The following is a 21530-nucleotide window of genomic DNA, read 5'->3' as shown; positions in this document are numbered from 1 at the left end:
TTCCTGCCACACTGCGGTGGCCGCCTCGATATCGGCTTCCCGGTTCTGGGTTTCCCAGGTAAAACCGGTACCCATAATATGAAACTCCACGCCGAGAGGGTGCAGTGTGTTGTACTCGCCATTATCCCACTGGCCTTTAATAAACTGCGCGACGCCAACGGTTTTTCCGTGACCAACCGCGCGTGTCGCCGTGCCGAAGGCTGCGGTAGATTTTCCTTTACCATTGCCGGTGAAGACAATCAGAATCCCTTTCTTCTCCGTTGCCGCCGCCACGCGGGTATCAACCTGCACTTTCAGCTTCTGCTGACGCTGGCGATGTCGGTCATTGTTGGCTCGCGCTTCCATGATAGCTCCTTAATGTCCTGCCGGGCAGGTTGCGCAGCGATGCTGCTGCTCAAACTGACTGAAGAAGTTATTGCCTTTGTCATCTACTAATACGAACGCAGGCATATTTTTAACTTCCATCATCCACACCGCTTCCATGCCCAGTTCGGGATACTCAAGGCACTGCAGGCTCTTCACATACTGCTGGGCCAGCAGAGCCGCTGCGCCGCCAATGCTGCCGAGGCTAAATCCACCGTGTTTGTGACAGGCATCAGTGACCTGCTGACTGCGGTTACCCTTGGTGAGCATAATGAGACTTCCGCCTTGTGCCTGGAAAGCATCGACGTACCCATCCATGCGTCCGCCGGTTGTCGGCCCCATTGAACCGCAGGCCTGGTTTTCGGGGGTTTTGGCGGGGCCGGCGTAATAAACGATATGTTTTTTCATGTATTCCGGCATCGGTTCGCCGTTATCCAGGCGCGCTTTGATGTTTGCGTGGGCGATATCTCGGGCAACAACAATTGGGCCGCTTAACGACAAACGAGTCCCGATGGGCAGGGCGGAAAGGTCATGCAGGATTTCGCGCAGCGGACGGTTCAGATCCAGTTGAACTGTCTGGGCGCCATTTTCCACCCGCTGTGAATCAGGGATAAATTTGCCCGGGTTATGCTCGAGTTTCTCCAGCCAGATACCGTGTTTGTTAATTTTGGCTTTGATGTTGCGGTCGGCAGAACAGGAGAGGGCCATGGCGATAGGGCAGGAGCCGCCGTGGCGCGGTAAGCGAATTACGCGAATATCGTGGGCAAAGTATTTGCCGCCAAACTGCGCGCCGATGCCAAACTCGCGGCTGGCATTGAGCAGTTCGGTTTCCAGTGCTGTATCGCGGAACGCCTGACCCAGCTCGTTCCCGCTGGTGGGCAGGTTATCGTAATATTTGGTTGATGCCAGTTTGGCTGTCTTCAGCGCCTGATCGGCGGACAAGCCCCCAACCACGAAAGCGATGTGGTACGGCGGGCAAGCGGCGGTACCCAGCGATTTCATTTTTTCGATCAGGAAGGCTGTGAGCTTTTCCGGCTGCAGAATGGATTTGGTTTCCTGGAATAGCGCCGCCTTATTGGCAGAACCACCGCCTTTGTTGACGAACAGGAATTTATACTCATTACCCGGCGTGGCGCTGATGTCGATTTGCGCCGGCAGGTTTGTCTGTGTATTGACCTCGGTATACATGTCCAGCGGGGCATTTTGCGAGTAACGCAGATTGTTTTCGGTGAAGGTGGTATACACGCCTTTGCTTAAGGCTTTGGCGTCATCGCCGCCTGTCCAGACATGCTGTCCTTTGCAGGCCACAATGGTTGCCGTCCCGGTGTCCTGACAGTTAGGCAGGACGCCTTTGGCCGAAACCTCAGCGTTGCGCAGCAGTTGTAATGCGACGTACTTATCGTTACCGCTGGCCTGCGGGTCGTGTAAAATGCTGGCTATCTGTTTCAAATGTCCGGCGCGCAGAAAAAATGAAGCCTCATAAAATGCCTGCTGTGCTAATAAGGTTAACGCTTCAGGCGCCACCTTAATCACTTCCTCTCCGTCTAACTCCGTTACCGTTACGTGCTGGTTACTCAGTAATTCATACTCGGTATTATCTTTACTCTGAACAAAGAGTTCCTGCCAGACAAATGGTTTAGACATGTTTACTTCTCACCTCTTCGTATTGTTTGCCGGATAAGCAATGTGCCATCCGGCGTAAAGTTATTTGGCTAAAAAGACGTTGGCTTTTGTCGCTTCGGCGACATATTCGATAGTTTTCTGGGCACGAACGCTGTTTCCGGCTTCATCAAGCGGCGGAGAATAGACCGCAATCGCATATTCGCCTGGGACGACGGCAACCATGCCGCCGCCGACTCCGCTTTTCGCCGGAATGCCAACGGTGTACAGCCATTTACCGCTGCCGTCGTACAGTCCGGCAATCGCCATTTCCGCCAGCACTTGCGGAACATATTTTTCATTCAGCAACTGCTTGCCGTTGAACGGCGATTTCCCTTTGTTCGCCAGTACGGCACCCATTTTGGCCAGTTGCTCAACGGTGATATCCACCGAGCACTGACGGGTATAAATTTCGACGGCGTCATCGGTGTTGCCATAGAAGCTGTTATAGGATTCCATCAGCTTCGCCAGCGCCTGATTGTGCTGGTTGGTCTCCATCTCAGATTTGTAAACCGGCTCATTAACCGTGAGCGTGGCATCGGCCCAGACGTTCAGGTTGTCGAGGATTTTGTTCCAGCGATCGGTTTTGTCTTTGGCTTCAATCAGACTAACGGTGCTCATGGCTCCGGCGTTTACCAGCGGGTTTTCCGGCGCGCCTTTGGTCAGTTCAACGGCTAAACCGGAATTAAATGGCATGCCAGTGGCATTGGCCCCGAGTTTATCCAGCACTACCTGAGGACCGTGCTGTTCCATGGCGAGCGCCATGGTGAAGACTTTACTCAGCGATTCCATGGGAAAGGGTTTGTTAACATCGCCAACCTGGTAGATTTTTCCGTCCACCGTAGCAATAGTGATGGCAAAATTATTTGGGCTGTAGCTCGCCAGGGCAGGGATGTAGTCGGCGACTTTTCCATCATTGTTACTTTTGTACTTTTGATGCGCCTGTTCTATCAGTCTGGCGTAGTCCGGCGCGGTTTGCGCGAATGAGGTAGCGCTAAACAAGACGCTGAAAGAAAAGAGACTCACGCCGAGCAGAGTTTTAGTCATGGTGCTTTCCTGTTGGGGTACTTATCATGCGCCGGATGGCGGCGTACCGCCTGATCCGGCCTACGGATAATTAAACGTTATGTAGGCCGGATAAGCGCAAGCGCCATCCGGCAATAACGAGGTATCAGGACAACGCGACTTCTGTTTCGGTGACAGGGCGGTCTTGCTCCGGTGTTTTGACTGGCGCTGTTCCGCGGCAGCCTGAACCAAAGTGTTCACCTTCCCAGCGACCTACAATGGCAGCGCCCATGGCATTACTCATGACGTTGGTGGCGGAACGACCCATATCGAGGAACGGATCGACGCCCATCAGCAGGATCAAACCCGCCTCCGGAATGTTGAACTGGTTCAGGGTAGCGGCGATAACGACCATCGAGGCACGCGGTACACCCGCCATCCCTTTAGAGGTCAGCATCAGAATTAACAGCATGGTAATTTGCTCGCCCATGCTCAACTCAATGTTGCACGCCTGGGCAATAAAGACGGTGGCAAAGGAGCAATAGGCCATGGAGCCTACGAGGTTAAAGGAGTAACCGATCGGCAGAACGAAGCTGGCAATTTTTGACGATACGCCGAATTTTTCCAGCTTATCCAGCGTGCCCGGGAAGGCTGCTTCAGAACTGGAGGTCGTAAAGGCCAGCAGTGCAGGCTCGAAGATTGATTTGGTCAAACGCGCGATGCAAGGCCCGACTATCATGGTTGACAGGCCAATCAGAATTGCCCACAGCATACCCAGCGTCAGGTAGAATTCACCCATGAAGATCCCGGCGCTGACCATTACACCCAGACCACGTTCGGCAATCAAACCTGAAATAGCGGCAAAAACGGTCAGTGGCGCAAACAGCATGACGTAGCCTGTCAGCTTCAGCATCACGTGTACCAGCGAATCCAGAACCTTAACGATAGGCTCGGCTTTTTCACCGATTGCGGCCAGGCTGCAACCGAGGAAAATGGAGAACACCACGATCTGCAGGATTTCGTTACGCGCCATCGCGTCAACGATACTGGTTGGTACGGCATGTGAGATAAAGACTTTCAGCGTGAAGGGTTCAGACTTAACAGCGGCAACAGCGCCTGCGTCATGAGCAACAAAATTGATACCTGCGCCCGGCTGGAAGATATTAACGATAACCAGACCCAAGGCGATCGACAGCAGTGAGGCACAAATAAACAGGAAAAAGGTTTTAGAAAATATACGCCCCAGCGTTTTGGCATCGCCCATCTTGGCAATACCGACAACCAGAGTTGAAATAACCAATGGCGCAATAATCATCTTCACCATACGTAGGAATATAGTGGTGAAAATGGAAATATCCTGTGCATATGATTTTGCTGTTTCAGCCGCGGCCATATTATTAATGGCCACCCCGGCAATCATGCCGAGTATCAGGCCTAATATGATCATCTTGGTTAAACTTATTTTCTTCATGTGTACTCCATCGGATAAAGGCTGGTAATTGGAATAATGTAGGGTGGCGTGTGCCTGAGCCTGGACAGCAGCTCAGGCGCACGCCTGTTGTGACCAACCGCATGAATATTCGAAGCACTGTGATACAGCTGAACTCTGTGCTCCAATGGCTGTTATTGTGTTTTTTTGTTACAGATCGAATTCAATACTTAATAATGGTGCGTGTTGCTGCGCGCCATAAACATCATTGTCACCGACATTGCCGGAAATAATATCGCGCGGCATGACAATTTTTACGGCATTTGCCGGATCGAACCACACAATATTGTGAATAAAGTCAGGTTCGACATTATATAACCCAGCAATAAGTTGCGGAGTTAATTGCTCTGAGCGTTTTACGCGCTGATAGTCTTCCCGGGTTTTAAACAAAATATCTAAAACCAGTTCGTACGGTCCGGCATTTTTTGAGCGAATGACCTGCGCCAGTGAACAAATTGAGTGTTTCATGCCTGAACTCCTTCTGGCGTCACCTGCTCAATGTGGAAATCAAACCGCAGTGCATCGCTGGCTTCAATCAGGTGATAGATCGAGAACTCATACACCGGCCCACTCTGAATATCAGATGGCGAGAATGGGAAAGCGAGGTTGCCCGCCGTGGCAATACGATTTTCATAGCCGTAGTGCAACAGGGTAGAGCGCACCAGCGAGCAAACGCTGTTGGCGATATCCTGCGTCGGCGCAACGACGTCCAGTAAAATCCCCAGTTCATGACCCGCGGTTTTCATCGGCTCATGGTTGCCCATCACGCCGTTCTTCCCGTACAGGTGGAACGTCATGCGGATGCTGTCGTCATTCAGGGAGAGGTTACGTGCTACGCTTGCCTGTACCTCTTCGAGAATGGTGTCAATTCCGGCAATCATAATCGGGTCGCGCGTTCCGGCGATGGTCAGGCAGCGGAAGCCAACCTGACGCGCGCCTTCCAGTTTCAACGCATACGGTGTTTCTTCATGACGTGAACCGCTGACATACACTTCGCCCTCGTTAACCTGGGTAAAGGTGCACGCTTTCAGGTTCAGCACACCGCCCGGTCCCGGCAGGAAGTACGGATCGGACTTCTCATACAGGGTGTGCGCCGCAGCAGACGTTTCAGTGAACTTACGCTTGGGATTGAACGCCTTCAGCGTAAAGCCGTTGTCGTCGATAATGCCCATCGCACAATCGGAGCCGGAGCCGGGGGTTGCTGCAATGGCAGCACACTCAAGGATCTTACCGCAGTGCAGCGCCAGACCTTCATCAAAGCCTTGCATAATCGGCAGCGCCGCGAAGCAGGCTGGATCGTAAGCGCGTCCGCCCAGAACAACCTGTGCCCCCGCTTTCAGCGCACGCTGGAAAGGTTCGACACCCATCTGCGCGACGATGTAGGTACTCTCTTCAATCGCCTCGTGAGTCAGTTCAGGCACAAAATCGAGCGCGGTGATTTTGCCGTTATCCAGCGCCTGATGAACGATTTCTTTGTCTACATCAGACGGGATCAGCGCCATTGAGAAGGACAGTTTTTCTTCCTGGGCAATCTCATGGATTATCTGGCGACACCACTCCAGATGCGGAGCGGCACCAGAACCACCGGCGGTACCGATCACGACCGGGATGTTGTTCTTAACGCCCGCCACGATCATATAGCGCAGATCGCGTTTTACCCCGGCCCTGTCGGTAAAGGGTTTACCTGCCCCCAGGTAGTGGGGGCCAGGATCGGAGGAACCTGCGTCAACAGCAATAAGATCCGGTGACTCTTCCATGGCTTTACGAAAACTTTCTTCCGGGAAGCCATAACCCAGGATAGCCGTCGGCGATAAGATCTTAAATGTGCGTGCCATCTCTTAATCCTTAGTTTGCAACAACGCGATGGTGCGATTCATCTCGTTAAACACGATGTTGAGACCTTCATCGAAACCCATACCCGGTTTAACCAGCATACGCATCGGACGCGCGGCAAGCGCCACGTGTACGCAGGTGCGGGCACTGATCTCGGTTTCGTTACAAGTACCGCCCTGATAAGCTTCCATGGCGTGTTTGTTGCAATACAGCACCGCATCAACGATGTTGTGAATACCGCCAAGATCAGGGGTTTTGATCTGTACCATGTGGCAGCTGCCCGCATCGGTAAAGTCCACGATATCCTGATAGGTGTTACACCATTCGTCGGCGACAATTTTCACGCCGGAACCCAGACGGGTCAGTTCTTTGGTGATGGCAGTCAACATGCGGATCTGATCCGGCTTGTTACCCGCATCTACTGGCCCTTCGATATACAGCGGCAGGCCCTGTGCTTCGGCTTCCAGGCTGGCGATGTATTCGGCGCAGCGCACGGGATCCATATCGAAGATCAGACCGATCGTGCCGTACACATCAATATGCAGCGTTGGGTGATAACGTTCGCTGGTGCGCAGGCTTAAAATGCGGTCGGACAACCAACGTACATACTCACGCAGTTTTTCGCCTTTAAAGCCCAGTTTCTCTTCCACGTTGTTGATCAGCGCATGCGGCAGGACGTCCACCCCTTTGAGGATCATTTTGTCAACGGCGATATAACGGTCGTCGCCGCTCTGACCAAATAATGGAATGGCTTCCGGCACGCACGGCAGTTGCCATTCATCGCAAACCACTTCAGTTTTCAGACGACCGGTAGCCAGCGCTGCCGCGTCGAGCAGCGCCTGAGACAGACCATAGCGAACGGCGGTATGCAGCAGATGACCGTCAATACGCAGTTGATCAAAGAAACGGGCGTTTGGCAGGAACGCATCAACGTCACGGCCTTCCAGCAGCGGTTTGATGTGATCGTTGAGGAACGGAATGAAATTTTCTGCCAGGAATAGCGGATCACGGCCACCTGCACCTGAATATTGCACCGCTGCGCAATCGCCCACCGCTACCGCGCCATTTTCCAGAATCAGTTGCACGGAAACGCATTCACCCGCCTGACGAACAGAGGTAAATCCAGGTGTTACCGGATCGCCGGTATAGATAAACCCGTCATGACCGGCGCCATTTTTGATGGCCTGCTGATCGTCAAAATAAAATGAGGAGTAGCCAGCGGTGAAAAGGGCCTTTTTGATTTTCATTATGGTCTTCCTATTAATTTACTGTGGGATACGGCGTTGATGTCATCAATGACCATCTGGAAAGAAGGCTTGCGGCCTTCAAAATGTGCGCGCTCTGCGACATAGTCGTGGTGCAGGGCGAGAATATCTTTCGGCAGCGGAACCGCACCGGCTTCGAGAATACGGATGGCGCCTGTGTTATCGCGCACCGGCAGAATTTTGCCCGCATTGCAGGCGGCAGGTGCGAACGGCACATCCAGTACGCCAGCTTCAAAGGCCAGCACTGTACCGCGCGCAATGTCGCCATTACCCAGTTCGAAGACTTTTTTCAGTACTGCGCGGACTTCACTCTTAATCAGTTCGACTTCCTGCTCGACGGCAGCGCATTGCGGGAATTTCTGGTCGCTGACCATGTTGAGCATCTGGCGTGACGCTTTCAGACCCTGGGCGTTGGCTGCAGCCGTTGGGATACCGAATGCTTCGTGCGGGCTTTTGGTAATGACTTTCGTGGCACCGGACATACCGGCAACCGCCGCACCCCAGGCGATAACGGAGAAGGCTTTCGCTTCATCTTCCGGGAATCCGCCCATCCACTGGTGGAAAACGGTACTCAGTTCGTAATCGTCGAAGCCGTGGTTATGGAAGTATTCGTGGGACAGTTCACGCAGCGCCTGAATGGCGGCGATATCCTGCGTCAGGCTACCGACCTGGCCGTAGCCGACGGTAATGGATTTCACGCCTTGTTCCAGCGCCAGCAGACCTTCAATAATCGCCACCGAGTGGGACATAAACGGCGGGATCAGGGTACCGGTCAGCGGGCCAAACGGCTCACGGTTGATGCGAATGCCGTTCTCTTCGTACAGACCCATCAGACGGTCGCAGTACTGCCAGTCGCGAATGGATTTTTCCAGGGTGACGCGTTTGGCGTAAGGGATGTTGTAGGAGATACCGCCACCTTCGTAGCTGGTAAAGCCACTGGCCATGGCGATTTCAGCCAGCAGGCGCGCATCCGGCGTTCCGTGGCGGACCTGGATTGGTTTTTCCAGCGACTCAGTCATACGGCGGCAGGCAGCAACCCCATGATTGACGACGGGTAAACCATTCAGTTTGGAGGTGCCCGCCTCGATAGATTTTTGGATCCCGACAGCTGCTTCTTCATAGCGGTTCAGACGGGTATAGGCATCGATGGTACTTGGCAGGAGGTCACATTCTTCCTGCAATGTTTTAAGCAGCTCAATATGTTCATCCATGAGTGCGACGCCTGCACGCGGCTGGCTCAGTGTTTTACCTTCTTGATCGGCCTTCAACAGCGCGAGGGAGAAGCGTTTTGAATCTGGAATTGATTGCTGGTACTTCACGCCATCTTCGAATTTCTCAACGTCTTTGCCGGTTTCCCAGGTTTGCAACACCTGGTGCCTTTCGGTCATGAATTCGTCGTGGGTCAATTTTTTATTTCGAAGTTCCATTCGTAGCTGCCTTTAGTTTTGTAGGGTTAAACACTGAATGCTGGTGCGAGCAGCGGCTTGCGGGTACAGCCTGGCGACGTTTGCCAGTAGCGGGAGCAGGCCATTTGAATCGCGGTAATACTCAAACTGATTCGGTAACAGAATTCTTTTACCCTGGTCGTCCAGCTCCCGGTATTTAAGCCAGTTATGGATATCGAACTGGCTGGCGCGAGAGAGCCATCCCCCTGAACCGACGACTTTGCGTACGGTGGTGAGATCGCGACCCATCTGTAAATCCACGTTACCGACGCAGGTGCAAACCTGCTTCTTAGTGCCCGCGTGGCGCTCAGTGGCATAGCCCACGCACAAACCGGCTAACAAAGTGTCGAAATATTTCTCTTCCTCGTTGACCGGCAGATAGTCCGGCTGCCCAACCAGATGGCGTAGGTAGCGATAAAACGCTTCCTCACGTTGTGGTTGTTGGGCGAAAACAACTTTCACCATATCCTGCGTGCTTTCTCCCACCACGACGGCGGAAACGCGCATGCCCAAATCACCTTCAACGGTACGTTTGACGAACGGTTCAGGGACACCATGCAGGACAGTATCGGGGGAGAGGGTATTCGCGCTGGCTGAATAGACATCCGTGGTGGCGCCACCCATATCAATCAGCATGAACTCCTTCCATGCGTTGTCGTAATCGCTAATGGCTTTGACTAACTCATAGACCGTCCATGGCGTCGGCATTGGCTCTTCGCCTGTTTCGCCAACAATGACGTCCAGACCTTTACCTTTGACAATGCGTGACAAGAACACATCGCAAATCGCCTGGCGCGCGGCAAACGGATTCGGGTGATCGAGATCCGGCAGAATGTTGTCTACCGTGGTCAGATCTTTGTGTCCCAGAATCGTTTGTATTTCGTCCTGAATGTCCCGGTTTCCGGCGTAGATAATGGCGCAATCAAGCTTTGAACCTGCCAGCGCGTGCGCATTCGCCAGGCCGTAGCTTTCTTCGCCGCCGTCTGTACCGCCGGTAAACAACAGAATATCTGGCGGTGCAGATTCCAGTTCCTGGATGTCATGACGGTTCAGTTTGTACGAATAATATTGCGCGATTTTCGCTCCTGCCGAATGGGCGGTAACTTTTGCCGATTCCAGCGTAATGGAAGGCACCAGCCCCATTGCTGCCACGGCGAGTCCACCTTTGGCCGAGGAGGAGTATTTCAACTGCACTTCACCACTTTTCAGTAACGGGCGAGCATCGGCAACGTTCAGCACCTGATTCAGGCTGGCAAAAAAACCGTCTGCCAGATGATGTGTGGTGGTTGGGGTCAGGACATGGTTTACCAGGGTTAATTCCTCACATTCATGGGCGAAGAGGGCTGCCTTGGTCCATGTCGAGCCGATATCGACAGAAACTGTTTGCATCAGATGGCCTCTTCCAGGCAACGCTGCTCGAGGCCATTGTGTTGGTGAATATCATTAGTGATAAGCGCACAGACATCTTCCAGGTCGTGGCTCGGTGCGAAGACGCGGTTAAACCCCATCTCTTTAAATTTCACTTCGACATCGGCGAAGTCATGTTTTCCGACGACCAGGTTGCCGCCGACGTACAACAGGATGTCGCCGAGGCCACGTTCAATACAGCGCTCACGCAAGCCGAGGCAGTCAATGTCGCCGTGGCCGTAGATGGAAGACACCACGATGGCATCAGCGCCTGTTTCAATCGCGGCATCAATATATTCATCCTGGCTCACCATCACCCCGAGGTTGATTACGTGAAAATCATGAGCAGTAAAAACGCGATCCAGAACTTTATTGCCTACTGCATGGCAGTCAGCACCGATGACGCCAATAACAAGTGTAGATTTCTTCATGGGTAATCCTCTGTAGGGCTGATGGTCAATAAGTGAAAATTGTTTTCTAATATTTAGAGCATGGGTTTTGACAACCTTTTAATAGGGTTGGAGTTTCTGTGGAAGCGGAAAAGGAAGCAATTGATCTATTTTCAAAATATCCTGCGCAAAATGATTGTTATATTTTGTCTTCATAAAAATTCATTTAAATCAATGTGTTATAAATTAATTTCCATTGGTTATTTTATTTATTAGCGAATTACCTAATAAACCACTTGCCATGTTTGTGATCGAAATCTTATTTTGTGGCGCAGGCTTTGTCAGGGGTGTTTTTAATAATTTCGAAAATGGTATTCGCTAAATAACTTGTGAACGGCATAACGGTTTTTTATTTATTAATCTTATATGTCGTAAATTTTTTTTGTTAAATTTAAGATAAAAATGATAATGAATTGTTCGGAATATATATATTCTTTGGCATAGAAGCGATGTTGTGGTGGGAGTGATAACTTACAGTGATGATTTAAGCGAAACGGCGGGTCTCTGCAGGGAGATCGCCAAACCTCAGGGCGTCGGTCAATGCTTGCCGCTTCGCTTCCAGTTGAGATAGTTACATTGTGGTGTTAATTATAAGTAAAATTAAAATGAATGATTTGTATTAAATAATGATTACAGGACTTGCTAAACAAAAAACTGTGAGCTACCCAGCAATAGTGACTCTTTATCTGTCCATAATTTTGTCCCCCAGACTGGTTAAAAGATCGTGTAGATTTAAATAAATATCCTATCATTTGTAGTAACGGCAATTACTCATTGAAAAACATATCGTTAACATGGCGTTCACTAGTCACGCTAGCGATAAACACTATTAACATTTAAATTGAAAATTGATTTAAATCAATGTTTAAAACTTGGTAAACATCACCAAATGAGGTTAAATTGCTGCAGATCAAATTGGTCTGAAAGTGATAAATTAGCTATAAATTGATCACTATCGAAAAATGCAAATTTACCTCGATAAAAACCTGTTTATTGTAAGGATTTTACGGCGTAATATAATTGCGGGATCAATTTGAGTGTTTTATTAACATGTTTGTAACCTTTCATCATTGTCCTTTCTTCAAATGAGAAGAAAGAGCAGCGGGGGAAGGAAGCAAATAAATTTGTATTGGGGCATGCGTGTGACCCTTTCTAACGGGGTTCACTCTCGGAGTCTTCATGCGATGAGCAAGGAGTCATGATGTTAGATATAGTCGAACTGTCGCGCTTACAGTTTGCCTTGACCGCGATGTACCACTTCCTGTTTGTGCCACTGACGCTCGGTATGGCGTTCTTGTTGGCCATCATGGAAACGGTCTACGTCCTTTCCGGCAAACAGATTTATAAAGATATGACCAAGTTCTGGGGCAAGTTGTTTGGTATCAACTTCGCTCTGGGTGTGGCAACCGGTCTGACCATGGAGTTCCAGTTCGGGACTAACTGGTCTTACTATTCCCACTATGTAGGGGATATTTTCGGTGCGCCGCTGGCGATTGAAGGTTTGATGGCCTTCTTCCTCGAATCCACCTTTGTAGGTCTGTTCTTCTTCGGCTGGGACCGTTTGGGTAAAGTCCAGCATATGTGCGTCACCTGGCTGGTGGCCTTAGGTTCAAACCTGTCCGCACTGTGGATTCTGGTTGCGAACGGCTGGATGCAAAACCCAATCGCTGCGGATTTCAACTTTGAAACCATGCGTATGGAGATGCTGAGCTTCTCTGAACTGGTGCTCAACCCGGTTGCTCAGGTGAAATTTGTTCACACTGTGGCTTCTGGTTATGTTTGTGGCGCGATGTTCGTTCTGGGTATCAGCTCCTACTATATGCTGCGCGGCCGTGACTTCGCGTTTGCTAAACGTTCTTTTGCTATCGCTGCCAGCTTTGGTATGGCTGCCATTCTGTCTGTTATCGTTCTGGGTGATGAATCCGGTTACGAAATGGGCGACGTGCAGAAAACCAAACTTGCTGCTATTGAAGCCGAGTGGGAAACCCAACCTGCACCGGCATCCTTTACGCTGTTCGGTATTCCGGACCAGGATGCGCAGGAAAACCATTTTGCGATTCAAATTCCTTATGCCCTGGGCATCATCGCTACCCGCTCCGTTGATACACCGGTCATTGGTCTGAAAGATCTGATGGTGCAGCACGAAGAGCGTATCCGTAACGGGATGAAAGCGTATCAACTGCTGGAAGAACTGCGTGCAGGTTCTACCGATCAGGCTGTTCGCGACCAGTTCAACAGCATGAAGAAAGATCTGGGCTATGGTCTGCTGCTGAAACGCTACACGGACAACGTCACCGACGCGACCGAAGCGCAAATTCAGCAAGCCACGAAAGACTCTATCCCTCGTGTTGCACCGCTGTACTTCGCATTCCGTATTATGGTGGCGTGCGGCATCCTGATGCTGGCTATCATTGCTGTGTCCTTCTGGACCGTGATTCGTAATCGTATCGGCGAGAAAAAATGGCTGCTGCGCACCGCGCTGTATGCGATTCCGCTGCCGTGGATTGCGATTGAATCCGGTTGGTTTGTCGCAGAGTACGGTCGTCAACCGTGGGCGATTGGTGAAGTGTTACCAACAGCCGTAGCGAACTCTTCGTTGACCGCTGGCGACCTCATCTTCTCGATGCTGTTGATTTGCGGCCTGTATACCCTGTTCCTGGTGGCTGAACTGTATCTGATGTTCAAGTTCGCACGCCTTGGGCCGAGTAGCCTGAAAACCGGTCGTTATCACTACGAGCAGTCCACTGTGACTTCTCAGCCGGCACGCTAAGACAGGAGTCGTCAAATGATCGATTATGAAGTATTGCGTTTTATCTGGTGGCTGCTGGTTGGCATTCTGCTGATTGGTTTCGCGGTCACTGATGGCTTCGACATGGGGGTGGGCATGCTCACCCGTTTCCTCGGTCGTAATGATACCGAGCGTCGAATTATGATCAACTCCATCGCCCCGCACTGGGACGGTAACCAGGTTTGGCTCATCACCGCGGGTGGCGCACTGTTCGCTGCCTGGCCGATGGTGTATGCCGCTGCGTTCTCCGGTTTCTATGTGGCGATGATCCTGGTACTGGCGTCTTTGTTCTTCCGTCCGGTCGGTTTTGATTACCGCTCCAAGATCGAAGACATGCGCTGGCGCAACATGTGGGACTGGGGCATCTTCATCGGTAGCTTCGTGCCGCCGCTGGTTATCGGTGTTGCGTTTGGCAACCTGCTGCAAGGTGTTCCGTTCCACATGGATGAGTACATGCGCTTGTACTACACCGGTAACTTCTTCCAGTTGCTGAATCCGTTTGGTCTGCTGGCAGGGGTTGTGAGCGTAGGGATGATCATCACTCAGGGCGCAACCTATCTGCAGATGCGTACCGTAGGCGAACTACATCTGCGTGCACGTACCACCTCACAGGTTGCGGCGCTGGTGACTCTGGTTTGCTTCGCACTGGCCGGCGTTTGGGTTATTTACGGTATTGATGGTTATGTTGTGACTTCCGCACTGGATCACCACGCCGCCTCTAACCCGATGACCAAAGAAGTGGCGCGTGAAGCGGGCGCATGGATGGTGAACTTTAACAATGCACCTATTCTGTGGCTGGTTCCGGCGTTGGGCGTGGTTCTGCCGCTGCTGACTATTCTGACTTCCCGTATGGAGAAAGGGGCCTGGGCGTTCATCTTCTCCTCACTGACGTTAGCCTGCATCATCCTGACTGCCGGTATCGCGATGTTCCCGTTTGTGATGCCATCCAGCACCATGATGAATGCGAGTCTGACCATGTGGGATGCAACGTCCAGTCAGCTGACGCTGAATCTGATGACGTATGTAGCTTGTGTGTTCGTACCGATCATTCTGCTGTACACCGGCTGGTGTTACTGGAAGATGTTTGGTCGCATCACTAAAGAAGATATTGAAAGCAACACCCACTCTCTGTACTAAGTAAGGAGCTTAAAATGTGGTATTTCGCATGGATTTTGGGAACGCTTCTTGCCTGTGCATTTGGGATAATCACAGCGCTGGCGCTTGAGCACGTTGAATCAGGCAAGGCCGGACAAGAAGACAGTTGATGATCAACATTATCGCGATGGTATACAACGCGATGGACAAGCGCCCCTTGCGGGCGCTTTCCTTTGTGCTGGCAATCGTGTTGGCCGGCTGCATATTCTGGGATCCGTCACGTTTCGCAGCCAAAACCAGTACGCTTGAAATCTGGCATGGTTTTCTGCTGATGTGGGCGGTCTGCGCAGGCATCATTCACGGCGTTGGCTTTCGTCCTCGCGCCGTACACTGGCAGGGCATCTTCTGCCCGCTGATCGCAGATATCGTCCTCGTTGTTGGTCTGATTTTCTTCTTCTTTTGAATAAGAAACATCCTTAAATATTTATGGGCTTGCATAAGCCCATAATTTTTTACTCTCCGTTTACTTTCCCCCATTCCAAAGCACCATTCCCGCGCGTATAGTAGCGAAGTTTGAAAGCACTAACCTAATTGCATTACCGGGATGTAAAGTGAAGACAGCGCGATATACAACGACATTCTTGATGCATCGCGGCGGCAAGAACGCGAGTCACCAGGCGCTTACAACGTTAAGCGACCGGTGTGAGTGGGCGAAGCCAACAAAGAGGCAGTAAGAATGAATAAGTATATTTTTCGATGGCCGGTTCGTGTCTATTATGAAGACACCGATGCCGGTGGGGTGGTTTATCACGCCAGCTACGTCGCTTTTTATGAAAGAGCACGCACAGAGATGCTGCGTCATCATCACTTTAGTCAGCAGGTTCTGTTGGCCGAACGTGTAGCCTTTGTGGTGCGCAAGATGACCCTGGAGTATTTTGCGCCTGCCCGGCTTGACGATATGCTCGAAGTCCAAACCGAAATTACGTCAATGCGTGGCACCTCATTGGTTTTCACGCAACGCATTGTCAACGCAGAGAACGTCGTGCTGAATGAAGCCGAAGTTCTGATTGTTTGCGTTGATCCACTCAAAATGAAGCCTCGTGCGCTTCCCAAGTCTATTGTCGCGGAGTTTAAGCAGTGACTGACATGAATATCCTTGATTTGTTCCTGAAGGCAAGCCTTCTGGTTAAACTTATCATGTTGATTTTGATTGGTTTCTCAATCGCATCCTGGGCCATTATTATCCAGCGGACCCGTATTCTTAATGCTGCTTCACGTGAAGCCGAAGCGTTTGAAGACAAGTTCTGGTCCGGCATTGAATTGTCGCGCCTGTACCAGGAAAGCCAGGGGCGTCGTGATAATCTGGCGGGTTCAGAGCAAATTTTCTACAGCGGATTCAAAGAATTTGCGCGTCTGCATAGGGCGAATAGTCATGCGCCGGAAGCGGTCGTTGAGGGGGCATCCCGTGCGATGCGTATCTCGATGAACCGTGAACTGGAAACGCTGGAAACGCATATTCCATTCCTCGGCACTGTCGGCTCCATCAGCCCGTATATCGGTCTGTTTGGTACCGTTTGGGGGATCATGCACGCATTTATCGCGCTGGGCGCGGTAAAACAGGCGACGCTGCAAATGGTTGCACCGGGTATCGCGGAAGCGTTGATTGCAACGGCCATCGGCCTGTTTGCGGCAATCCCGGCGGTTATGGCTTACAACCGACTGAATCAGCGCGTGAACAAGCTGGAACTGAATTACGACAACTTTATGGAAGAGTTCACCGCGATTCTGCACCGCCAGGCGTTTACCGTTAGCGAGAGCAACAAGGGGTAAACCATGGCCAGAACGCGTGGACGAGGTCGTCGCGAACTTAAGTCTGAAATCAATATTGTACCGTTGCTCGACGTACTGCTGGTGCTGTTGCTGATCTTTATGGCAACCGCGCCGATCATTACGCAGAGTGTGGAAGTCGACCTGCCGGATGCGACCGAATCGCAAGCCGTCAGCAGTAACGACGAGCCACCGGTCATTATTGAAGTTTCCGGTGTTGGGCAATACAGCGTGGTGGTTGAAAAAGACAGGATGGATCAGCTGCCGCCGGAGCAGGTTATCGCGGAAGCGAAGAGCCGCCTGCAGACCAATCCGAAAACGGTATTTTTAATCGGTGGTGCGAAAGACGTGCCTTATGATGAAATAATTAAAGCGCTGAACTTGTTACACAGTGCAGGCGTTAAATCGGTTGGCTTGATGACGCAGCCAATCTGATGACTGCGTATTGCTGGCTTGAAAGATAGCGCGTAACAGGCGAACAGTTTTTTGGGAACCGAGAGTGTCAAAGGCAACCGAACAAAACGACAAGCTCAAAAGGGCGATAATTATTTCAGCGGTGCTGCATGTCATTTTATTTGCAGCGCTGATCTGGAGTTCGTTCGATGAGCACATTGATGCTTCAGCCGGCGGCGGTGGCGGTTCGTCCATCGACGCCGTTATGGTCGATCCTGGTGCTGTTGTTCAACAGTACGACAGGCAGCAGCAACAGCAGGCAAGTGCGAAACGTGCAGAAGAACAGCGTGAGAAACAGGCGCAGCAGCAGGCCGAGGAGCTTCGTGAGAAGCAGGCGGCAGAGCAAGAGCGTCTGAAACAGCTGGAAAAAGAACGTTTAGCGGCGCAGGAAAAAGTACGCGAGCAGGCGGAACAGCAGAAACAGGCTGAAGCCGCTGCGGCGAAAGCACAGGAGCAACAAAAGCAGGCTGAAGAGGCTGCGGCGAAGGCTGCTGCAGATGCGAAAGCTAAAGCAGATGCTCAGGCGAAACAAGCGGCAGATGCCGCGAAGAAAGCCGCTGCTGATGCACAGAAGAAAGCTGAGGCGGAAGCTGCAAAAGCGGCTGCCGATGCTAAGAAGGTTGCCGAAGCACAAGCTGCTAAGGCAGCCGCGGACGCTGCGAAGAAAGCTCAAGCTGAAGCCGCTAAGCAAGCAGCAGCCGAGAAAGCTGCCGCTGAGAAAGCAGAAAAAGCCGCCGCCGCGAAAGCTGCCGCTGCTGAAAAGGCTGCCGCTGACAAGAAAGCTGCTGCTGAAAAAGCTGCAGCAGATAAAAAGGCTGCAGCCGAGAAAGCTGCTGCCGATAAGAAAGCTGCGGCAGATAAAGCCGCTGCTGCGAAAAAAGCCGCTGCCGAAAAAGCCGCTGCCGCTTCGGGTGTTGACGACTTATTAGGTGACTTAAGCTCCGGTAAGAATGCACCGAAATCGGGCGGTGGAGCGAAAGGAAACGGCCAACCGGCGAAAGATAGTGGTACAAGTGGTGCAAATGGCGGTGCATCTGGCGCTGATATCAGTGCTTACGCATCTCAAATTCGTAATGCGATTCAGAGTCGTCTGTATGGCGCCGATTTGTATGCGGGTAAATCCTGCGTATTACATATCAAGTTAGCGCCTGATGGTCTGCTACTGGATGTGACCGAAGAGGGCGGGGATCCGGCATTGTGCCAGGCTGCGCTGACGGCTGCGAAAACAGCCAGAATTCCTAAGCCGCCTAGCCAGGCTGTTTATGAAAAAGTAAAAGATGCCAAACTGGACTTTAAACTGTAATAACGACCCCTGAGGAATCGGGGGAAACAGTCTAAGGTTGAGACAGAGTTCTGGTAGTTTTGTGTATTTGAGTTTGTTAACATTCTGCTAAATTATCGTGGGCGTTCCGTCCAGATAAGGGAGATATGATGAAGCAGGCATTACGAGTAGCATTTGGTTTTCTGATGCTGTGGGCAGCAGTGCTGCATGCAGAAGTACGTATCGAGATCACCCAAGGGGTGGACTCGGCACGCCCGATTGGTGTTGTCCCGTTCCAGTGGGCAGGGCCGGGCGCTGCACCTGAAGATATCGGTGGTATCGTAGGTGCTGACCTGCGTAACAGCGGTAAATTTAACCCATTAGACCGTTCTCGCCTGCCGCAGCAGCCGGGGACTGCGGCTGAAGTTCAGCCTGCTGCATGGTCTGCCCTGGGTATTGATGCCGTAGTGGTTGGCCAGGTTACGCCAAACCCGGATGGTTCCTATAGCGTTGCATATCAACTGGTTGATACCGGTGGCGCACCAGGTACCGTACTGGCACAGAACACATATAAAGTGAACAAGCAGTGGCTGCGTTATGCGGGCCATACCGCAAGTGACGAAGTTTTTGAAAAACTGACTGGTATTAAGGGCGCATTCCGTACTCGTATCGCGTATGTTGTTCAGACGAACGGTGGTCAGTTCCCGTACGAATTACGTGTGTCTGACTACGATGGTTACAACCAGTTTGTCGTTCACCGCTCTCCGCAGCCGCTGATGTCTCCGGCGTGGTCTCCGGACGGTTCTAAACTGGCCTACGTTACCTTCGAAAGCGGTCGTTCAGCGCTGGTTATTCAGACGTTGTCCAACGGCGCAGTGCGTCAGGTTGCCTCGTTCCCGCGTCACAACGGTGCACCTGCGTTTTCTCCGGATGGCAGCAAACTGGCATTTGCCCTGTCTAAAACCGGTAGCCTGAATCTGTACGTTATGGACATCGGTTCCGGTCAGATCCGTCAGGTCACTGATGGTCGTAGCAACAACACGGAACCTACCTGGTTCCCGGACAGCCAAAACCTGGCCTTTACGTCTGACCAGGCCGGTCGTCCGCAGGTGTATAAAGTTAACGTCAACGGCGGTGCTCCGCAGCGTATTACCTGGGAAGGTTCACAAAACCAGGATGCTGATGTCAGCAGCGACGGTAAGTTTATGGTAATGGTAAGCTCGGCTAATGGTCAGCAGCACATTGCCAAACAAGATCTGGTAGCGGGTGGCGTACAAGTTCTGTCGTCAACGTTCCTGGACGAAACGCCAAGTCTGGCACCTAACGGCACTATGGTAATCTACAGCTCTTCTCAGGGGATGGGATCCGTGCTGAATTTGGTTTCTACAGATGGGCGTTTCAAAGCGCGTCTTCCGGCAACTGATGGTCAGGTTAAATTCCCTGCCTGGTCGCCGTATCTGTGATAATAAATAATTGATTAATAAAGGAATCATTGAAATGCAACTGAACAAAGTGCTGAAAGGGCTGATGATTGCTCTGCCTGTTATGGCTATTGCGGCATGTTCTTCTAACAAGAACGCCAGCAATGACGGCAGCGAAGGCATGCTGGGTGCCGGCACTGGTATGGATGCAAACGGTAGCGGCAACATGTCCTCCGAAGAGCAAGCGCGTCTGCAGATGCAACAGCTGCAGCAGAACAACATCGTTTATTTCGATCTGGATAAGTACGATATCCGTTCTGACTTCGCTGCAATGCTGGATGCGCACGCTAACTTCCTGCGTAGCAACCCGTCTTACAAAGTCACCGTAGAAGGTCATGCGGACGAACGTGGTACGCCTGAGTACAACATCTCCCTGGGTGAACGTCGTGCTAACGCCGTTAAGATGTACCTGCAGGGTAAAGGCGTTTCTGCTGACCAGATCTCCATCGTTTCTTACGGTAAAGAAAAACCTGCAGTACTGGGTCATGACGAAGCGGCTTACGCCAAAAACCGTCGCGCCGTACTGGTTTACTAAGAGAATTGCATGAGCAGTAACTTCAGACATCACCTGTTGAGTCTGTCGTTACTGGTTGGCATAGCGGCCCCCTGGGCCGCTTTTGCTCAGGCGCCAATCAGTAGTGTCGGCTCTGGCTCGGTCGAAGACCGCGTCACTCAACTCGAGCGTATTTCTAACGCTCACAGTCAGCTTTTAACCCAACTCCAGCAACAACTCTCCGATAATCAGTCCGATATTGATGCCCTGCGTGGTCAAATTCAGGAAAGTCAGTATCAGCTGAATCAGGTTGTTGAACGCCAAAAACAGATATTGCTGCAGATGAATAATCTTGGCAGCGGTAGCGCGCCTGCGGCGCAATCTGCGGCTGGCGATCAGAGTGGGGCGGCAACCCCGGCACCCGATGCGGGTGCTGCAGCTTCGTCAGGCGCACCGGCGCAAACTGGCGATGCGAATACTGATTACAATGCGGCAATCGCCCTGGTGCAGGATAAATCCCGTCAGGATGATGCGATCGTTGCATTTCAGAACTTCATCAAAAAGTACCCGGATTCTACTTACCTGCCCAATGCGAATTACTGGCTCGGTCAGTTGAATTACAACAAGGGTAAAAAAGATGATGCAGCGTTCTATTTTGCATCCGTAGTTAAAAACTTCCCGAAATCACCGAAGGCTGCAGACGCGATGTACAAAGTCGGCGTCATCATGCAGGACAAGGGTGACACAGCAAAAGCGAAAGCGGTTTATCAGCAGGTTATCACTAAATACCCTGGTACTGATGGCGCGAAACAAGCGCAAAAACGCCTTGGCGCGATGTAATGCACACCATGCGACCAGAAATCGTGTTATTTCTGGTCGCGTCGTGTGATTCCTAAGCAGTTGAGTAATTTACATCGAAATTTTTGTTGCGCTAAAATCTGAAATCAGTAATATATGCCGCCGTTGCCAAGGGATATCAAACAAACCAAAAGCAGCGCAAAAGTGGGTCGTTAGCTCAGTTGGTAGAGCAGTTGACTTTTAATCAATTGGTCGCAGGTTCGAATCCTGCACGACCCACCAATCGCTAAGGTGGAACGCGATTGTAAAACGTGAAGGATAACGTTGCGTAAGCAACGGCCCGTAGGGTGAGACGAAGTCGAGTCATCCTGCACGACCCACCACTAACTCAGTTAGTAAGTAGTATCCAGCGTAGTATC

21 protein-coding genes and 1 tRNA gene are annotated in these 21530 nt (G+C 51.5%); 12 read left to right on the top strand and 10 right to left on the bottom strand.

The features are described from left to right. The 10 genes from FDX03_RS22885 to glmS all read right to left on the bottom strand — a co-directional run. Positions 1-345 (bottom strand): cob(I)yrinic acid a,c-diamide adenosyltransferase (locus tag FDX03_RS22885; protein ID WP_249356957.1); only part of this gene is annotated, 345 nt, incomplete at its 3' end. A 9-nt stretch (positions 346-354) separates the two neighbouring features. Then, on the bottom strand, positions 355-2007 hold the full coding sequence (locus tag FDX03_RS00640; protein WP_137345341.1) for a class I fumarate hydratase: 1653 nt from the start codon (positions 2005-2007) through the stop codon (positions 355-357). A gap of 60 nt (positions 2008-2067) precedes the next feature. Continuing rightward, complete coding sequence (gene glsA, locus FDX03_RS00635) at positions 2068-3069, bottom strand: glutaminase A (RefSeq protein ID WP_048212247.1); 1002 nt, start codon at positions 3067-3069, stop codon at positions 2068-2070. 124 nt (positions 3070-3193) lie between these two features. Further along, on the bottom strand, positions 3194-4498 hold the full coding sequence (locus FDX03_RS00630) for a dicarboxylate/amino acid:cation symporter (RefSeq protein WP_048212246.1): 1305 nt from the start codon (positions 4496-4498) through the stop codon (positions 3194-3196). A gap of 168 nt (positions 4499-4666) precedes the next feature. Then, positions 4667-4984 (bottom strand): DUF4387 domain-containing protein, encoded by a 318-nt coding sequence (locus FDX03_RS00625; RefSeq protein ID WP_048212245.1) that lies wholly within the window; start codon positions 4982-4984, stop codon positions 4667-4669. Beyond that, a complete protein-coding gene (locus FDX03_RS00620; protein ID WP_003022951.1) occupies positions 4981-6351 on the bottom strand; it encodes an acyclic terpene utilization AtuA family protein in 1371 nt (456 codons plus the stop codon). Before FDX03_RS00620 ends, FDX03_RS00625 begins: the two co-directional genes overlap by 4 nt. 3 nt (positions 6352-6354) lie before the next feature. Next, positions 6355-7596, bottom strand: a complete 1242-nt coding sequence (locus FDX03_RS00615; protein WP_005122534.1) for a methylaspartate ammonia-lyase — start codon at positions 7594-7596, stop codon at positions 6355-6357. Then, on the bottom strand, positions 7596-9041 hold the full coding sequence (locus tag FDX03_RS00610; protein WP_048212243.1) for a methylaspartate mutase subunit E: 1446 nt from the start codon (positions 9039-9041) through the stop codon (positions 7596-7598). The genes FDX03_RS00615 and FDX03_RS00610 overlap by 1 nt, the downstream gene beginning before the upstream one ends. A 12-nt stretch (positions 9042-9053) precedes the next feature. After that, complete coding sequence (gene glmL / locus FDX03_RS00605; RefSeq protein WP_137345340.1) at positions 9054-10448, bottom strand: methylaspartate mutase accessory protein GlmL; 1395 nt, start codon at positions 10446-10448, stop codon at positions 9054-9056. Then, on the bottom strand, positions 10448-10897 hold the full coding sequence (glmS, locus tag FDX03_RS00600; protein WP_003022963.1) for a methylaspartate mutase subunit S: 450 nt from the start codon (positions 10895-10897) through the stop codon (positions 10448-10450). Before glmS ends, glmL begins: the two co-directional genes overlap by 1 nt. 1219 nt (positions 10898-12116) lie before the next feature. Between glmS and cydA the strand changes: the two genes are divergently transcribed. The 12 genes from cydA to FDX03_RS00540 all read left to right on the top strand — a co-directional run bounded on the left by cydA (position 12117) and on the right by FDX03_RS00540 (position 21393). After that, positions 12117-13685, top strand: a complete 1569-nt coding sequence (gene cydA / locus FDX03_RS00595; RefSeq protein WP_005125442.1) for a cytochrome ubiquinol oxidase subunit I — start codon at positions 12117-12119, stop codon at positions 13683-13685. A gap of 15 nt (positions 13686-13700) precedes the next feature. Then, positions 13701-14840: a cytochrome d ubiquinol oxidase subunit II gene (cydB, locus tag FDX03_RS00590; protein WP_005125441.1), complete on the top strand. Its 1140-nt coding sequence runs from the start codon at positions 13701-13703 to the stop codon at positions 14838-14840. A 14-nt stretch (positions 14841-14854) separates the two neighbouring features. Continuing rightward, positions 14855-14968, top strand: coding sequence for a cytochrome bd-I oxidase subunit CydX (gene cydX / locus FDX03_RS00585; RefSeq protein ID WP_003022970.1), 114 nt, complete (start codon positions 14855-14857; stop codon positions 14966-14968). Continuing rightward, entirely contained in the window at positions 14968-15261 is a 294-nt protein-coding gene (gene ybgE, locus FDX03_RS00580; protein WP_048212241.1) for a cyd operon protein YbgE, read from the top strand. Before cydX ends, ybgE begins: the two co-directional genes overlap by 1 nt. A 273-nt stretch (positions 15262-15534) precedes the next feature. Beyond that, positions 15535-15939 (top strand): tol-pal system-associated acyl-CoA thioesterase, encoded by a 405-nt coding sequence (gene ybgC / locus FDX03_RS00575; RefSeq protein WP_005125439.1) that lies wholly within the window; start codon positions 15535-15537, stop codon positions 15937-15939. Continuing rightward, on the top strand, positions 15936-16628 hold the full coding sequence (gene tolQ / locus FDX03_RS00570; protein WP_003022976.1) for a Tol-Pal system protein TolQ: 693 nt from the start codon (positions 15936-15938) through the stop codon (positions 16626-16628). Before ybgC ends, tolQ begins: the two co-directional genes overlap by 4 nt. A 3-nt stretch (positions 16629-16631) precedes the next feature. Then, entirely contained in the window at positions 16632-17060 is a 429-nt protein-coding gene (gene tolR / locus FDX03_RS00565) for a colicin uptake protein TolR (protein WP_005125437.1), read from the top strand. Between the two features lie 64 nt (positions 17061-17124). Further along, positions 17125-18381 (top strand): cell envelope integrity protein TolA, encoded by a 1257-nt coding sequence (gene tolA / locus FDX03_RS00560; protein WP_003022980.1) that lies wholly within the window; start codon positions 17125-17127, stop codon positions 18379-18381. Between the two features lie 128 nt (positions 18382-18509). Further along, positions 18510-19802 carry a Tol-Pal system beta propeller repeat protein TolB gene (tolB, locus tag FDX03_RS00555; RefSeq protein WP_038638949.1) on the top strand — a complete coding sequence of 431 codons (1293 nt, stop codon included), beginning with the start codon at positions 18510-18512 and terminating at the stop codon, positions 19800-19802. Between the two features lie 34 nt (positions 19803-19836). Continuing rightward, positions 19837-20355: a peptidoglycan-associated lipoprotein Pal gene (gene pal / locus FDX03_RS00550; protein WP_003022983.1), complete on the top strand. Its 519-nt coding sequence runs from the start codon at positions 19837-19839 to the stop codon at positions 20353-20355. A gap of 9 nt (positions 20356-20364) precedes the next feature. Next, positions 20365-21153: a cell division protein CpoB gene (gene cpoB, locus FDX03_RS00545; protein WP_048212240.1), complete on the top strand. Its 789-nt coding sequence runs from the start codon at positions 20365-20367 to the stop codon at positions 21151-21153. 164 nt (positions 21154-21317) lie between these two features. After that, positions 21318-21393: transfer RNA gene (locus FDX03_RS00540), tRNA-Lys, on the top strand. The last annotated feature ends 137 nt before the right edge of the window (positions 21394-21530 follow it).

The sequence above is a fragment of the Citrobacter sp. wls827 genome (genome assembly GCF_005280875.1).
Classification (GTDB): Bacteria; Pseudomonadota; Gammaproteobacteria; order Enterobacterales; family Enterobacteriaceae; genus Citrobacter; species Citrobacter youngae.
Note: the sequence above shows the minus strand (reverse complement) of the source record. Positions and strands in the feature narration are given on the sequence as shown.

Bases quoted from the DNA above. Each gene is read 5' to 3' on its own strand.
- FDX03_RS00640 (WP_137345341.1), bottom strand. From the start codon at position 2,007: ATGTCTAAACCATTTGTCTGGCAGGAACTCTTTGTTCAGAGTAAAGAT.
- glsA (WP_048212247.1), bottom strand. From the start codon at position 3,069: ATGACTAAAACTCTGCTCGGCGTGAGTCTCTTTTCTTTCAGCGTCTTG.
- FDX03_RS00630 (WP_048212246.1), bottom strand. From the start codon at position 4,498: ATGAAGAAAATAAGTTTAACCAAGATGATCATATTAGGCCTGATACTC.
- FDX03_RS00625 (WP_048212245.1), bottom strand. From the start codon at position 4,984: ATGAAACACTCAATTTGTTCACTGGCGCAGGTCATTCGCTCAAAAAAT.
- FDX03_RS00620 (WP_003022951.1), bottom strand. From the start codon at position 6,351: ATGGCACGCACATTTAAGATCTTATCGCCGACGGCTATCCTGGGTTAT.
- FDX03_RS00615 (WP_005122534.1), bottom strand. From the start codon at position 7,596: ATGAAAATCAAAAAGGCCCTTTTCACCGCTGGCTACTCCTCATTTTAT.
- FDX03_RS00610 (WP_048212243.1), bottom strand. From the start codon at position 9,041: ATGGAACTTCGAAATAAAAAATTGACCCACGACGAATTCATGACCGAA.
- glmL (WP_137345340.1), bottom strand. From the start codon at position 10,448: ATGCAAACAGTTTCTGTCGATATCGGCTCGACATGGACCAAGGCAGCC.
- glmS (WP_003022963.1), bottom strand. From the start codon at position 10,897: ATGAAGAAATCTACACTTGTTATTGGCGTCATCGGTGCTGACTGCCAT.
- cydA (WP_005125442.1), top strand. From the start codon at position 12,117: ATGTTAGATATAGTCGAACTGTCGCGCTTACAGTTTGCCTTGACCGCG.
- cydB (WP_005125441.1), top strand. From the start codon at position 13,701: ATGATCGATTATGAAGTATTGCGTTTTATCTGGTGGCTGCTGGTTGGC.
- cydX (WP_003022970.1), top strand. From the start codon at position 14,855: ATGTGGTATTTCGCATGGATTTTGGGAACGCTTCTTGCCTGTGCATTT.
- ybgE (WP_048212241.1), top strand. From the start codon at position 14,968: ATGATCAACATTATCGCGATGGTATACAACGCGATGGACAAGCGCCCC.
- ybgC (WP_005125439.1), top strand. From the start codon at position 15,535: ATGAATAAGTATATTTTTCGATGGCCGGTTCGTGTCTATTATGAAGAC.
- tolR (WP_005125437.1), top strand. From the start codon at position 16,632: ATGGCCAGAACGCGTGGACGAGGTCGTCGCGAACTTAAGTCTGAAATC.
- tolB (WP_038638949.1), top strand. From the start codon at position 18,510: ATGAAGCAGGCATTACGAGTAGCATTTGGTTTTCTGATGCTGTGGGCA.
- pal (WP_003022983.1), top strand. From the start codon at position 19,837: ATGCAACTGAACAAAGTGCTGAAAGGGCTGATGATTGCTCTGCCTGTT.
- cpoB (WP_048212240.1), top strand. From the start codon at position 20,365: ATGAGCAGTAACTTCAGACATCACCTGTTGAGTCTGTCGTTACTGGTT.